Source organism: Nocardioides pakistanensis, from assembly GCF_054781215.1.
Map to the genome: position 1 here is coordinate 108,201 of NZ_BAAGUV010000017.1, position 12,193 is coordinate 120,393.

Annotated in this window: 9 protein-coding genes and 1 pseudogene; 6 read left to right on the forward strand and 4 right to left on the reverse strand. The window is 71.7% G+C overall.

All coding sequences use genetic code 11. The features are described 5' to 3' along the window. Nucleotides 1-121: 121 nt before the first annotated feature. On the reverse strand, nt 122-1,483 hold the full coding sequence (locus ACYVIH_RS08020; RefSeq protein ID WP_460867969.1) for a CehA/McbA family metallohydrolase: 1,362 nt from the start codon (nt 1,481-1,483) through the stop codon (nt 122-124). Nucleotides 1,484-1,620: 137 nt separating this feature from the next. On the opposite strand from ACYVIH_RS08020, the gene ACYVIH_RS08025 reads away from it, so the two are divergent. The 5 genes from ACYVIH_RS08025 to ACYVIH_RS08045 all read left to right on the forward strand — a co-directional run bounded on the left by ACYVIH_RS08025 (nt 1,621) and on the right by ACYVIH_RS08045 (nt 9,469). After that, on the forward strand, nt 1,621-6,000 hold the full coding sequence (locus ACYVIH_RS08025; RefSeq protein ID WP_460867971.1) for a PKD domain-containing protein: 4,380 nt from the start codon (nt 1,621-1,623) through the stop codon (nt 5,998-6,000). Between the two features lie 190 nt (nt 6,001-6,190). Next, nucleotides 6,191-7,300 carry a baeRF2 domain-containing protein gene (locus tag ACYVIH_RS08030; RefSeq protein ID WP_460867973.1) on the forward strand — a complete coding sequence of 370 codons (1,110 nt, stop codon included), beginning with the start codon at nt 6,191-6,193 and terminating at the stop codon, nt 7,298-7,300. Next, nucleotides 7,287-8,087: an SDR family oxidoreductase gene (locus ACYVIH_RS08035; protein ID WP_460867975.1), complete on the forward strand. Its 801-nt coding sequence runs from the start codon at nt 7,287-7,289 to the stop codon at nt 8,085-8,087. The genes ACYVIH_RS08030 and ACYVIH_RS08035 overlap by 14 nt, the downstream gene beginning before the upstream one ends. Then, nucleotides 8,084-8,731: a UdgX family uracil-DNA binding protein gene (locus ACYVIH_RS08040; protein WP_460867977.1), complete on the forward strand. Its 648-nt coding sequence runs from the start codon at nt 8,084-8,086 to the stop codon at nt 8,729-8,731. Before ACYVIH_RS08035 ends, ACYVIH_RS08040 begins: the two co-directional genes overlap by 4 nt. Before the next feature lie 66 nt (nt 8,732-8,797). Further along, nucleotides 8,798-9,469: a PaaI family thioesterase gene (locus ACYVIH_RS08045; RefSeq protein WP_460867979.1), complete on the forward strand. Its 672-nt coding sequence runs from the start codon at nt 8,798-8,800 to the stop codon at nt 9,467-9,469. 9 nt (nt 9,470-9,478) lie between these two features. Here the strand turns inward: ACYVIH_RS08045 and ACYVIH_RS08050 are convergent. Further along, nucleotides 9,479-9,619: pseudogene (locus tag ACYVIH_RS08050) on the reverse strand (DUF5709 domain-containing protein); the annotation flags it as partial. A gap of 60 nt (nt 9,620-9,679) precedes the next feature. Beyond that, on the reverse strand, nt 9,680-9,925 hold the full coding sequence (locus tag ACYVIH_RS08055; RefSeq protein ID WP_460867981.1) for a hypothetical protein: 246 nt from the start codon (nt 9,923-9,925) through the stop codon (nt 9,680-9,682). A 162-nt stretch (nt 9,926-10,087) separates the two neighbouring features. On the opposite strand from ACYVIH_RS08055, the gene ACYVIH_RS08060 reads away from it, so the two are divergent. Continuing rightward, nucleotides 10,088-10,579, forward strand: coding sequence for a DUF5709 domain-containing protein (locus ACYVIH_RS08060; RefSeq protein ID WP_460867983.1), 492 nt, complete (start codon nt 10,088-10,090; stop codon nt 10,577-10,579). Nucleotides 10,580-10,583: 4 nt separating this feature from the next. Here the strand turns inward: ACYVIH_RS08060 and ACYVIH_RS08065 are convergent, their stop codons facing one another. Beyond that, the gene (locus ACYVIH_RS08065; protein WP_460867985.1) at nt 10,584-12,065 is read right to left on the reverse strand and encodes an NAD(P)/FAD-dependent oxidoreductase; all 1,482 of its coding nucleotides are present in this window, start codon (nt 12,063-12,065) and stop codon (nt 10,584-10,586) included. Nucleotides 12,066-12,193: the final 128 nt, after the last annotated feature.

The window sequence follows — 12,193 nt, forward strand, 5'->3', positions numbered from 1 at the left end:
GACGGCTGTGCATGGGCAAACCCCGTCCTCGACACGACGACCCGAACGTCTTGCAGACGACAGCCTAGGTGGTGTTTGTGTCTGATATGTCACGAATCCATCGGACGGCGTCACGAGGCGTTCAGGGGGGCGGCTCCAGCCACCACGGGCTCGTGTAGGCGATGCCCAGGTCGTTGCACGCATGACCGGCCGGACCGGGGGTGGCGTTGGGCTGGTCCGGGTCGCTGACCCTCAGCACCACCCAGTCCCCGTCGTCGACGTCGAGCGGCACGTCGAGCTGCACCACGTCGCCGACGGCGAACGGCACCACGTCAGCCACCTCGGGCGCCTCCGGCCCCGGCCGCAGCACCTGCACGTGCAGGGTCCGGCCCGACCAGCTCTCGTCGCGGGCCAGGTCGAGCCGGAAGGTGGCGACCCCCTGCGACATCGGCAGCACGCCACCCATCCGGGCGACGTGACCGTCGTACGACGCCGTGGCGTCCAGACGCAGGCCGGACGTCCTCGTCGCGAAGAACCGGCGTGCGCGCATCGCCTCTCGCACGCCCTCCCTCGAGTGCTGCCGGACCCACAGGCCGGTGCGGCCCTTGCCCTCCGGGAACCCCCAGTCGGTGCCGTGCTCGTCCGTGACGCCGGTCAGGCCGGTGCGCCAGCCGGCGTTCAGGCAAGCACACAACGGTGACGCCTTGCCGTCCGCCCAGCCCTCGAAGAGGTAGTCGTCGCGGCGGTTGAACATCTCCAGGCTGACCATCTGCTCACGCACCGCGGGGTCGAACCGGAACTCCTCGAAGCGCAGCGGCTCGCGGCCGGGGTGGTTGAACCCGGCGATCCCCTCCGCGCCGCCGTCGCCGAGGCCGAGCGGGCCGGATGTGCGGGCGAGCCAGCGATAGAGCGGGCCCATCTGGCCGAGGTCGAGCACGTCGGTCCAGTCGTCGGTGAACCAGACGTTGACGTGGCCCAAGGTCGGCTCCGACCACTCGAACCCCCGGAGCGCGGTGAAGCTGCCCGGCCGGTCCGCACCGTCGGCGAGCATCCCGGTGCGCTCCCAGCCGGCCCGAGTCAGCCCGCCGAGCTGGCTGTAGCCGGCGGGCAGCAGGGTGGTGAACGCGTCCCCGAGCAGGTGGTCCGAGAGCGTGGCGTGGTCGGTCAGCGCCGCGACGTCGAGCCCCGCGGCCCGCATCGAGACGAACGCGTCCTCGGGGTTGCCGTCGCCGTCGGAGAACAACGTGTGGTTGTGCAGGTCGGCGTGCACCAGCGTCGTACCCGTGCTCACCCGGGACTCCCGCAGCGCGCCCTCCACCGGCACCGCCACCGACTCGCGGGCGCCGGCCAGCGCGGGCCGCGGCAGCCCGGCGAGCAGCAGTCCGCCCGCGGCCGCCCCGAGCAGGGTGCGCCGGTCGAGTTCCCGCTGGTCGAGCCTGTCGAGACCCGGTCGGTGGTCGAGCCGGTCGAGACCCGGTCGGCCCCGGTCGTGTTCGTCGCACATGTCCTACCCAACGACGCCGGCCTCACGGCGTTACCGCAGGTCACCGCACGTAACCCGGAAGTTCACCGGTCGTTGTGGAGACACATCACCGGTTCGCGACGGCCACAGCCGACGCTCTCCAGCAAGGGACCTCGACGTTGACCACACCCCGTAGGTCACGACGGCTCACCGCCGCCTCGATCAGCCTGCTCCTGCTCGCCCCGCTCGGTGCCCTGGCCTCACCCGCCACCGCCCAGACCCCGGGGACGACGCTCACCGCCACCGCCGGCACCCTGGCCACGGCTACCGCCTCGGACTTCCTGTTCTACATGCACCCGCTCACCGCGGCCGGCATCCCGGTCTGCGACGGCAGCGGGCTCAACGTCTCCGACGCGCCGTACTTCGCCGCCGACGACTGCGGCTTCGCGGCGTTCACGCTGACCGGCTCGACCGCCACGCCGAGCGCGAAGCTGGTGTTCGCCGACGGCAGCAGCCAGGCCGTCGAGGTCAGCGGCAGCGCCGGCGACTTCCAGGCCGACCTCACCCCGGCGGCCAGCTGGGTGCCCGGTCTGGTCCGGCTCGTCGTGACCGCCGACGGCGCGGAGGTCGGCGAGGCCGGCTTCGGCTACAACCTGCTCCAGGCGACCATCGACCCGGTGGCCGACGTCAAGGCCGGCGAGAAGATCCCGGTGCGCGGCGAGGTGCTGCAGCGCAACTCCTCCGCGGTCACCGCCGAGGACGCCGGCGTGCCCGCGACCTTCACGCTGAAGGTCACCGACCCGGCAGGGAAGGTGCTGCACAGCGCCCCGGTGACCGCCGGCGCCGACGGTGCCTTCACCGCCGAGGTGCCCGGCTCGGTGACCGAGCGGCTGGCCGCGACCGCGGCCACCGGCTTCACGACCACGCTCGGTCTCGCGGCCGTCGACGCGCGCTACGACGCCGACCCCGGCTCGACCGCCGGCACCGACGTGTGGGCCGCGAAGGAGGCCGGCACCGGCTCGGTTCAGGTCGCCTCCACGCCGCGCACCCTCCAGCTGCACAACAGCTTCGTCTCCTCGGTCGGGTGGGTGAAGCCCGGCGAGAGCTACCCGTCCCGGGTGACCCTCACCAACGCCACCGACCGCGACTTCACCGGGGTGTCGGTGTCGATCCCGGCACCCGACGGCACCGTGTTCACCCAGGCCCGGCCCGGCGCCGCGTCCGGGTCGGTGACCGTGCGCAACGGCAACGTGGTCTGGACCCTCGGCACCGTGCCGAAGGCAACCGCGGCCACCACCCCGACGGTCCGCACCCTCGTGCTCGAGGCGGAGGCGGACACGCTCAGGGAGGACCCGGAGGTGGTCTGGAAGAACCTCTCCTCCACCGCCACCCTCGTGCTCGGCGGCCAGGCGCAGGGCGTGACCTCGCAGAGCCGCGGCCCGAAGGTGATCCCGCCGTCGGCGAAGTACGACACCGCCCGCTACGGCGATCGGCCGTTCCCCGTGGTGCCCGTGGACTACCGCGACCGGCAGCACCAGCCGTCGAACTCCGGTGACGAGCTCTCCGACGTGATCAACTCCCCCGACGTCCCGGGCTCGACGTTCAACCTGTTCCAGGAGATCTCGCTCGGCCAGCTGTTCCCGCACGGCACCGTGCCGTCGGCGGGCCTGCCGGACACTCCCTACACGCCCGAGGACGAGATCGACTTCACCACGCTCGCTCCGAACGGCACATGCACCGGCATCACCACCGGCTCCAGTCTGGCCGGCACCCCGCTGCAGCCCAACCGGATCCAGGACGGCTTCTACCAGCTGCCCGGCGACACCGCCTACTACGGCGCGGACCGGTTCGGCTCCGCCGTCGCCGGCGCGGTGGCCGGCGTGGGTGCGCTGATGGACATCGACTCCGCGTGCGGCCCGACCGGCAAGCTGGTCTACGACTCCGCCGCGATCGCCGACCCGGAGATCGACTACTCCGACTACGACACCGACAAGGACGGCGTCGTCGACTTCTTCATGGTCGTCTACGCCGGCTGCGGCGGGCACGGTGCGTCACAGCTGTCGATCGCCGGCTGCCCCTACACCGACGCGCCCTACGACAACGTGTGGCCGCACTCGTCGAGCCTGGAGTTCTACTACACCGACGAGGAGACCGGGCTGACCGGCTACATCTCCGACGACCAGCTCGAGAACCTCGAGGGTCAGAAGATGTACTACACCGACCAGAGCCGCTCCACGATGACCACCACGAAGACGGCGTTCCCGGTCTTCGTCCGGGTCGGCCCCTACAACGTCAACCCCGAGACGTCGATCGACAAGGCCAGCGTGATCTCGCACGAGTACGGCCACTCCCTGGGCCTGCCGGACTTCTACTCGCTCGGCAGCCGGGAGACCTACGGCGACTGGAACCTGATGGCCTCGGACAAGTCCCAGCACATGGACGTGTTCTCCCGCCAGGAGATGGGCTGGATCGTCCCGGAGGTCCTCCCGCCCGGACGTCGTACGGCGGTCAAGGGCTGGACCGACTCGAAGAAGGACACCCACAAGATCACCTGGCGCCGGCCCGACGGGAAGCCATACACGTTGACCGGACCGGGTGTGCACAACGCGCAGGCCTACGTCGCGAAGCTGCCCGGCCGGCAGCTGATCGACCCGGCGAAGTTCGACAGCGGCGCCAAGGCGAGCAAGACGCACGCGTGGTGGTCGGGCTCGGGCAACGACTTCGGCTGCCCACCCAACGGCGGCCACAACCTCGACGTCGCGCTCCCGGGCGCCTCGAAGCTGCCCGAGGGAAGCACGATCGAGCTGACCTTCAAGTCCCTGTGGGACATCGAGTGGGACTTCGACTACGGCTTCGTGCTCACCTCCGGTGACAACGGCGAGACCTACACCTCCCACGAGTCGAAGAACGGCTACACGACGCCGGCCACGAACAACCCGAACCAGAACGCCTGCCAGGCGACGCTCGGCAACGGCATCACCGGCTCCAGCGGCTCGCACGACGCAGGCACCGCGACCACCGACCGGCTGCTCGGCAGCTACCCCGACTCGGTCTTCGTCGCCGACGCCTACGACGTCTCCGACCTGGTCGGCAAGGACCACCCGGTCCTGCGGTTCACCTACGCCACCGACCCGGGCCTGGCCCGGCCGGGCTGGTTCATCGACGACCTCGCCGTGGTCGCCACCACGCCGGACGGCGCGAAGGTCGAGCTGCTGAAGACCGACCTGGAGAGCTCCGGCGACCCCGAGGACCCGGCGTTCTTCAGCGGGGGCTGCAAGGGACTGCCCGGGCAGGCGCTGAGCACCGCCAAGCAGTGCACCGAGGGCTGGGACTACATCGACTCCTCCTCGGAGGCGCCCTCGGACCACGCGTACTACCTGGAGCTGCGCGACCGGTCCGGGTTCGACTACGACGGGAAGGGGCAGAACGACCGCGACCCGATCGGCTTCGCCCCCGGTCTGTCCCTGGTCTACACCGACGAGGCTCACGGCTACGGCAACGTCGGGACCGACAACCCGCCGGCGCAGTCCCCGCTGGACGCCAACCCCGAGCCCGGCAGCGACACCCCGAACCTCGCCGACGCGGCGTTCACCGCCAAGGGCAAGAGCCGGTTCAGCGACTCCGGTGACGGCCACGTCGACAACTACTCCGACCCCTCGGAGGAGAAGGCTGCCGGTGACGTCGCCAACCCGTGGCGGTTCGACTTCGACTGCCTCACCTTCGACATCACCCGGATGGGCGGCGACGACCTCGACGCCCCGCCGGCCCCCGGCGACCTCAACGCCGACGTGGTGTTCGACCTCGGCGCCGGCTGCGGCTCGTTCGACTACGGCTACAAGAGCGCGGCCGCCGAGCCGAACACCGCCCCGGTCGCCCGTGCCACCGTGCGGCCGCGACCGGCCACCGCCGGCAAACCGGTGACCCTGAGCGGCACGGGGTCCACCGACGCCGAGACGCCCACCGAGCTCGAGTACACCTGGGACGTCGACATCCGCCGTGACACCAACGGTGACGAGCGGTCCGGCAACGACAAGGACGCCGTCGGCCGGACCGTGCGCACCGTCTACCGCCGGCCGGGCACCTACACCGCCCGGCTGACCGTGACCGACCCGCGCGGTGCCTCCGCCACGCGCAACGTCAAGGTCGTGGTGACCAAGCAGGGCGCTGCGAGGAACCGACGCGTCACCTGTGACGCCCGGGTCGTGTCCCGCGCCGGCAGCTGGCGGGTCCGCGACGGGGGCCGCAAGGCAGCCGACGGGGAGTACTGCGACAACCTGGGCCGGCGCGCCGGAAGGGACACCCTCACGCTCGGGTTCACCGGTCCGCGGCTGACCCTGAGCTACGGCACCGCCCGCAGGGGCGGCAACGCGGTGGTGTTCATCGACGGCCGACGCGCCGGCGTCGTCCGCTTCGCCGGGAAGACCCGGGTGCCGGTGTTCGGCAGAACGCGCACCTGGACCCGGCTCGGCGACCGGCGGCACACGGTGCGAGTCGTGGTCCGCAAGGGCGCGGCGTACGTCGACCACCTGGTCGTCGCAGGGGTCGCCCGCAGGAGCTGAGCTCGTCCTCGTGCAGGAACCGACCGGCCGGGGCGAACATCACGCAGACGCGCGATCCTCGCCCCGGCCTCGTCGTTTCGACGGCGAGTCCCGCGCACGTGCGCGATCTTGTGCCTCGCTCATACGACCCGGGGTGGTGGGTACGGCCAGAGGACGAGACCGCGAACACCAGCACCCGCAGGAGGACGCGATGCAGCTCAGCACCCTTCAGGACGTCTACGCCCACCCCGGTCCCTACGTGACCGTCCATCTCGACGTCAGCCGCAACACCGAGGACGCCCCCCAGCAGCTCGACGCCCGCTGGACCAGCGCCCGCCACGAGCTCGAGCGGGCCGGCGTGGACGCGGCCCTGGTCGAGGAGATCCGGAACCGACTGCACGAGCCGGTCGAGGTCGCCGGCGACGCGCGGCGCACGATCATCGCCGCCGACGGCCGGGTGGTCTTCGACGAGGTGCTCGCCGGCACCAGCGTGTGGCCGGAGACCGTCACCGTCGGCGACCTGCCCGACCTGGCCGCCTGGGCGCACCAGGCCGACGGCCAGCTGCCGTTCCTGCTCGTGGTGGCCGACCGCGAGGGTGCGGACCTGGACTTCTACCCGACCAGGGCCCAGCCGGCGGCGAACGCGACCGTGGAGGGCGACGACCTGCACCTGCACAAGTACCAGGGCGGCGGCTGGTCGCACCGCCGCTTCCAGCAGCGGTCGGAGAACCAGTGGGAGAGCAACGCACGTGAGGTCGCCGACGAGATCCGCGACCTGGTGAAGCGCCACCGTCCCCGGATCGTGCTCCTCGCCGGCGACGAGCGGGCGCGTACGTCGATCGCCGGAGCGCTCGACGGCATCCAGTCCGAGGTCGTGCACGTCACGGCGGGCGGACGCGCCGCCGGGTCCTCCGACGAGGCGCTGTGGGAAGAGGTGGACCGGGTGCTCGCCGCCTACGAGGCCGCCGACCAGGTCGAGACCATCGGCAGCCTCGAGCAGAGATGGGGACAGGGCAGCGGTGCCGTGCTCGGTGTCGACGACGTCCTCGAGGCCCTGGTCCAGCACAAGGTGGACACGCTGATCGTGGACCTGCAGAAGGCCCACGACCTCACGGTCGACCCCAGCCGGTTCCCCGGGCTTCCGATCCCGGAGCAGGCGACCACCAAGAAGGAGCTCCCGGCGGACCAGGTCCTCGTCGCCGCCGGTGCCGCGACCGACACGCACCTGGCCGTGCTGCCCGCCGCGCAGACCAAGGGTGGTGGCGTCGCCGCGCTGCTGCGCTGGGACGACCGCGCGGAGGACGGCCGTGACGACCGTTAGTCCCCCACCCCGCCTCGCCGTCGTCACCGGCGCCGACTCCGGCATCGGCAAGGCGACCGCCGAGCTGCTCGCCACCGAGGGCTTCGACGTCGGCATCACGTTCCACACCGACGAGGCCGGAGCCGAGGACACCCGGGGGGCGATCGAGGAGCGTGGCCAGCGCTGCTTCGTCGCCCGCCAGGACCTGACCTCACCCGATGCCGCCGACGTGGTCGCCGGGCTGGCGAGCGAGCTCGGCGGCATCGGGGTGCTGGTCAACAACGCCGGCACCGGCCACAGCGACCCGGTGCTCGACCTGGACCTCGACACCTGGCGAAGGGTGATCGCCACGGACCTGGAGGGGCCGTTCCTGTGCGCGCAGCAGGCAGCCCGGGCGATGACCGCAGCCGGGCACGGCGGCCGGATCATCAACGTCACCAGCGTGCACGAGCACGTGCCCCGGGTCGGCTCGGCCGCCTACTGCAGCGCGAAGGCGGGCCTCGGCATGCTCACGAAGGTGCTGGCGCTGGAGCTGGCCGACAGGGGGATCCTGGTGAACTCGGTGGCACCGGGCGAGATCGCGACACCGATGACCGGCAAGCCCGAGGAGCAGGCCTACGCCGAGGAGCGACCCGGCAACCCGGTGGGCCGTCCCGGCCACGTCAACGAGGTCGCGTCGGTGATCGCGTTCCTGGCCGGCCCCCGCTCGTCGTACGTCACCGGCTCCTCGTTCACCGTCGACGGCGGGCTGACGCTGATGGCAGCCCACGGCCACGACCTGGCCGACCCGAGCTGGCGCGAGGTATGACCGCCGACGTCGAGCGGCCGGGTGCAGGACGCTGGGTGCCCGACGGCGGCACCCTGGCGGACCTGCGGTCGGCGGCCCAGGAGTGCCGGGGGTGCGAGCTGTACCGCGACGCGACCCAGGCGGTCGTCGGTGAGGGTCCTGCGGATGCCCGGCTGATGGTGCTCGGCGAGCAGCCGGGTGACAAGGAGGACCTCGCCGGGGAGCCGTTCGTCGGGCCGGCCGGCAAGCTGCTGGACCGGGCGCTGGACGAGGCCGGCATCGCACCCGAGTCGGTGTTCCGGACCAACGTCGTGAAGCACTTCCGGTTCGCCGGCACCCGCGGGAAGCAGCGGATCCACAAGTCGCCGAGCCGGGTGCACGTCTCCGCGTGCGGTCCATGGCTCGTCGCCGAGCTCGCCCTGGTGCGCCCGGTCGGCGTGGTCGTGCTGGGCGGCACAGCCGGGAAGGCGCTGTTCGGCTCCTCCTTCCGTGTCGGCGAGACCCGTGGCCGGCTGGTCGACTGGCCGGACGGGTTCGACGTCGGGCACCGGCCGGAGTGGGTGCTGCCGACGACGCACCCGTCCGCCGTGCTCCGCTCCCGGGAGCGGGAGGAGGACTACGCAGCGTTCGTCGCCGACCTGGCCGTGGCCACCGACCGGCTCTGACGTTGTGGCGTGTGGGGTGCACCACGTTGCCGGTGCCGCACACAGAACGTGTTCTACGCTCGCCCGATGGATCTGAACTCCTACCAGCGCCTCGACGTCCCCGTCGAAGAGCTCGCCGAGCACGACCGCGTCTTCGGCGGCCTCGCCCAGTCCATCCGCGAGCTCATCGACGCCAGCATGCACACCGCCGTGGACCACCCGACGGTGGAGAAGGTCACCGCCGAGGTGCGCGCGCTCACCGAACAGCTCAAGGAGCAGACCGACCCCTCCTACCTCGGCGTGGCCATCGGCCCCGACGGTCGCGAGCGCAACCACGGCAACGCCGTGGTCGGGCTGCGCAACCCGTTCGCTCCCCCGCTGGTGGTCGAGAAGAGCCCCGAGGGTACGGCGTTCGCCGCCTTCCACCTCGGCGCCGCCTACGAGGGCCCGCCGAACCTGGTGCACGGCGGCGTGACCGCGCTGATCCTGGACCAGATGCTCGGCACCGCCGCCGCTGCCGGTGGGGCGCCGGGCATGACCGGCAAGCTGAACCTGACCTACCGCCGGCCCACGCCGCTGGGCGACCTGAGCGCGAAGGCGTGGATCCACGAGGTGGTCGGGATCAAGACCATCGTGCACGGGCACATGATCGGCCCCGACGGCGAGCCGACCGTCGAGGCAGAGGGCGTCTTCATCCTCCCGAGGTGGGCCCGCGAGGCGCTCGCGGCGGCCCGGGAGAAGGGGCACGCCTTCGAGTAGCCGCCCCGGCTACTCCTCCTCGACGATGTGGACCGCCGCCTCCTCGGCGCTCGCACCGGCACCGTTGATGCCGACGTCCTCGGCGACGAGGTCCTTCTCGGTGTCCTCGTGGCTGCCCTCGTCCCCGGCGACCAGGCGGCCGGATCGGCGGGTGCCGACCTCGCCCCGAGGCCCTTCGGGATACTCCTCGTCGGTGTACTCCTCCTCGGCCTAGGGGTCGGGCTCGGGCTCCTCCTGGGAGAGCCGCTGGTCGAGCGACTCGCCGACCTCCTCCTCGTAGGGGGTGTTGCCGTAGCGCTCCGCGGCCGACCACTTCTCGGGGGCCGAGTAGCCCTCGTCGAGGGCGTCGTCGAGGCCTCGGTCGACCAGGGTGTCCTCGGGCTGGAGCTGGTTCTCGTCGTCGACGCTGTACGCGCCGTAGTCCTCACGGCTGGTCTCGCCGGTGTTCTCGCTCACCTGCCTCACCTCCTGGCTACGCCCCCAACGTAGCCCTCGGTCGGCACCCGCACATGGGCTACAGGTCCCGGGCCGGTACATGCTCTGCACGAGTCCGGGGAACCGGTCAGGGAGCCCGCCGGCGCACCCGTCGGCGGTCCCACCGAACGGAAGGCGACAGCGATGACCGAGCAGCCCGAGAGCACCAGCGAGCAGATCGGGACCGACCCCTCGGTGGACGTCACCGGGGACGCCTCGACCGCAGGCGAGAGCTACCACGGCTACAGCGTCGACGACGAGGACCAGCCGCAGTCGACCGGCGACAGCCTCTCCGACAGCGACCGGGTCGCCGAGCCGCTGGACGAGGGGTACTCACCGCCGGAGAAGTGGTCGGCCGCCCAGGGCTACGGCAACACCCCGCTCGAGGAGCAGCTGGGCGAGTCCCTCGACCAGCGGCTCGCGCAGGAGGTGCCGGAGCCGGACCCCTACGAGCAGGCCGCGAACGAGACCGAGAACGTCTCCGGCGAGGTCGGTGAGCAGCGCAGCGGGCGTCTGGTCGCCGACGACGAGGGTGTCGCCGAGGACACCGAGAAGGACCTGGTGGCCGACGACGTCGGCGTCGACGGCGCCGGCGCGAGCGCCGAGGAGGCCGCGGTCCACACCATCGAGGAGTGAGGACCTAGCCGCGCGAGGGGGCTCCCTCACGCTTGACGCCGCGCTCGCCGGCGTCGGTGAGCCGGGCCTCCTCGCGCGCGTGCTCCTCGAGCTCGCGGCGGCGTTCTGCCTCGGCGGCCTCCCGCTGCGCGTCGTACTCACCCGGCGCGCTGACCAGCTCCGCGGCGCCGCGCTCGAGCCGGCTCAGCGCGGCCCGGGCGAAGATCTGCTGCTCGGTGGTGGTGCGCTCGGAGCGGCCGCGGCCGATGAAGCTGACCGCCCAGTGCAGCAGCGCCGTCACCCGGTTCTTGAAGCCGGTGATGTAGACCAGGTGCACCGCGAGCCACATCAGCCAGGCGAGGAAGCCCGACAGCCGCAGCTTGCCGACCATCGCCACCGCCCGGAACCGGGAGATGATCGCCATGCTGCCCTTGTCGAAGTAGCGGAACGGCGGCTGCGGAGCCCGGCCGGCGAGCCGGTTGTCGATCTCCTTGGCGGCGTACTTCGCCCCCTGGATCGCGACCTGCGCGACACCGGGGAGGTTGTCGAGGCTGATCATGTCGCCGACCACGAACACCTCCGGATGGCCCGGCAGCGTGAGGTCCGGGTTGACCCCGATCCGGCCGGCGCGGTCGAGCGGCGCGCCGGTCTGCTCGGCCAGCGTCCGGCCCAACGGGCTGGCCTGCACACCCGCGGCCCACACCTTGGTGACCGCTTCGATCCGGCGGCGGCTGCCGTCCTTGTCCTTGACCTCCAGGCCGCGCTCGTCGACGTCGACGACCATCGCGCCGAGCTGCACCTCGACGCCGAGCTTCTCCAGCTCCTCCTTCGTCTTGTGCCCGAGCTTGGCGCCGAACGGGGGGAGCACCTGCGGCGCCGCGTCGAGCAGGATCACCCGCGCCTCGCGGGTGTTGATCCGCCGGAAGTCGTGCTTGAGCGTGCGGTGCGCGAGCTCGGCGATCTGGCCGGCCATCTCGACACCGGTCGGGCCGGCGCCGACCACCACGAAGGTCAGCAGCCGCTCGATCTCCTCGTCGGTCTCGGCGATCTCCGCGAGCTCGAACGCTCCGAAGATCCGGCCGCGCAGCTCCAGCGCGTCGTCGATCGACTTCATGCCGGGGGCGAACTCCGAGAACTGGTCGTTGCCGAAGTAGGACTGGCCGGCGCCGGCGGCCACGATGAGGGAGTCGTACGGCGTCACCGTCACGCGGTTCAGCACGTGCGAGGTGACCGTCCTGGCCTCCAGGTCGATGTCGGTGACCTCGCCGAGGATCACCCGGGCGTTCTTCTGCGAGGCGAGCACCTCCCGGGTGGGCGGGGCGATCTCGCCCTCGGACAGGATCCCGGTGGCCACCTGGTAGAGCAGCGGCTGGAACAGGTGGTGGGTGGTCTTCGCGACCATCGTCACCTCCACGTCCGAGCGGCGCAGCGCCTTGGTGCCGAACAGCCCACCGAAGCCCGAGCCGATCACCACGACCCTGTGCCGGTCCGGTGCGGTCTGGTTCATCGTGTTGCCTCTCCTCGGTGACGTGGTGTCGCGGTGAGTGTGCCCATTCTCGGGCTCCCTCAGGCACAACAACCGAGGCGTCTCGGGGCTTTCCGGTGCGAGGAGACTCACATGGTCGGGCAGGATGG

Coding starts and splice junctions, on each gene's coding strand:
- ACYVIH_RS08020 (WP_460867969.1), bottom strand. CDS start 1,483: ATGTGCGACGAACACGACCGGGGCCGACCGGGTCTCGACCGGCTCGAC.
- ACYVIH_RS08030 (WP_460867973.1), top strand. CDS start 6,191: ATGCAGCTCAGCACCCTTCAGGACGTCTACGCCCACCCCGGTCCCTAC.
- ACYVIH_RS08040 (WP_460867977.1), top strand. CDS start 8,084: ATGACCGCCGACGTCGAGCGGCCGGGTGCAGGACGCTGGGTGCCCGAC.
- ACYVIH_RS08045 (WP_460867979.1), top strand. CDS start 8,798: ATGGATCTGAACTCCTACCAGCGCCTCGACGTCCCCGTCGAAGAGCTC.
- ACYVIH_RS08060 (WP_460867983.1), top strand. CDS start 10,088: ATGACCGAGCAGCCCGAGAGCACCAGCGAGCAGATCGGGACCGACCCC.
- ACYVIH_RS08065 (WP_460867985.1), bottom strand. CDS start 12,065: ATGAACCAGACCGCACCGGACCGGCACAGGGTCGTGGTGATCGGCTCG.